Here is a 1,214-nt window from a genome sequence, read left to right on the forward strand (position 1 = left end):
GACCGCTGCGCCCACACCTTCATGTCCGCCATCTGCCTCGCCGCCACCGTCCTCTTCTGGATCAAGGAGTCCTGAGCCTAGGCATAATCGGACGGTCAGTGGAGAATGCCTAAGAATGGTCCGAGCCGCCCTCACCCCGCCTCTGCTGGGGATACTCGCGCTTCTCAGCGCTTGCGCTGCTCCGGTCGAGAGTGATGCGCGGCAGGCACAGCCGGAGTGCGTCTTCGGCGAGGGTGACGTCATTCCCCTCCAGGGGCCGGGATTGAATGTGGCGGGCAGCCTGAACGACCGGCCCGTGACGCTGGAGGTCAACATCGGTCTCGGTCTGACCAGCCTCCTGCCCCAGGTCGCGCAACGGCTGCGTCTGCCTGAGGATCCTGCTAAGCAGTCTAGCTACCCCAGCCCTTCCGGGCCGGTCACCCGGCACAACATGCTGAGCCGAAGCCTGCGCGTCAGCGGGCAGGAATGGAGCGGACGCAGTCTGGCCGTGCGCCCCTTCTTCGGCACGGGCGGGGGGCCGCCGGGCTTCGACGGCGTGTTGGCGCTGACCTGCTGCGCCAGGGTGAACTGGAGGTTGACCTTCCCGGCCGAAGAGTCGTGATCCATCGTACCAGTAACTGTCGCCCTGCGAGTCCGCCTTGGCCATCAGCCGCGAATGTGATCATGGAGACGCGCGGCATCGGCGCGCCCGTAATTACCGTGCGTGTGAATGGCCAGTCCGTGCGAGCGCGAATCCAGTCCGGAAATAATGCCAGCACCATGTCCGAAGCGCTGGCAAACCGGCTGGCACTGCGTACGCCAACGGGCCGCGAGGGAAGCACCTACGGCTCCGACTCAATTGGACAGCGCGGCCGCGAGTACAGATTGGACGAGATGGCAGTCGGCGGAGAAGTCCTGCGAAATCAGCTCGTGTTCGTCACGGCCGACCTGGGAGGGCCGAAGGAAGAACTCATTCTGGGTGAGAACTGGCTGCGGCACCGCAAGGTCTGGTTCTCCTTTACCAATCGCCGCCTCTATATGGCACGCCCTGCTGATTGAGGTGGGACGTTGAGGAAGACTTGCCGCCGCGGTGAAGGCCATGGGGCAAGGAAAGCTTCTGATATTTGTCCCATCGTGCACCACGGCAGGCTGGTAAGCGCTGCCTGGAGGCCCTACGCTGCAGCGCTTGACGGTTGATCGTCGGCTTTGGTCCAGCACCACGGCATAAGTTCGTC

At 64.0% G+C, this 1,214-nt stretch carries 2 protein-coding genes; both read left to right on the plus strand.

Translation table 11 applies throughout. The features are described from left to right. The first annotated feature begins 115 nt into the window (after positions 1–115). Entirely contained in the window at positions 116–601 is a 486-nt protein-coding gene (locus EBE87_RS29305; protein ID WP_158601082.1) for a hypothetical protein, read from the plus strand. Between the two features lie 62 nt (positions 602–663). Further along, positions 664–1,038: a retropepsin-like aspartic protease gene (locus tag EBE87_RS28285; RefSeq protein ID WP_158601081.1), complete on the plus strand. Its 375-nt coding sequence runs from the start codon at positions 664–666 to the stop codon at positions 1,036–1,038. Positions 1,039–1,214: the final 176 nt, after the last annotated feature.

The sequence above is a fragment of the Teichococcus wenyumeiae genome (assembly GCF_003696345.1).
In the GTDB taxonomy this organism is placed as follows: domain Bacteria; phylum Pseudomonadota; class Alphaproteobacteria; order Acetobacterales; family Acetobacteraceae; genus Pseudoroseomonas; species Pseudoroseomonas wenyumeiae.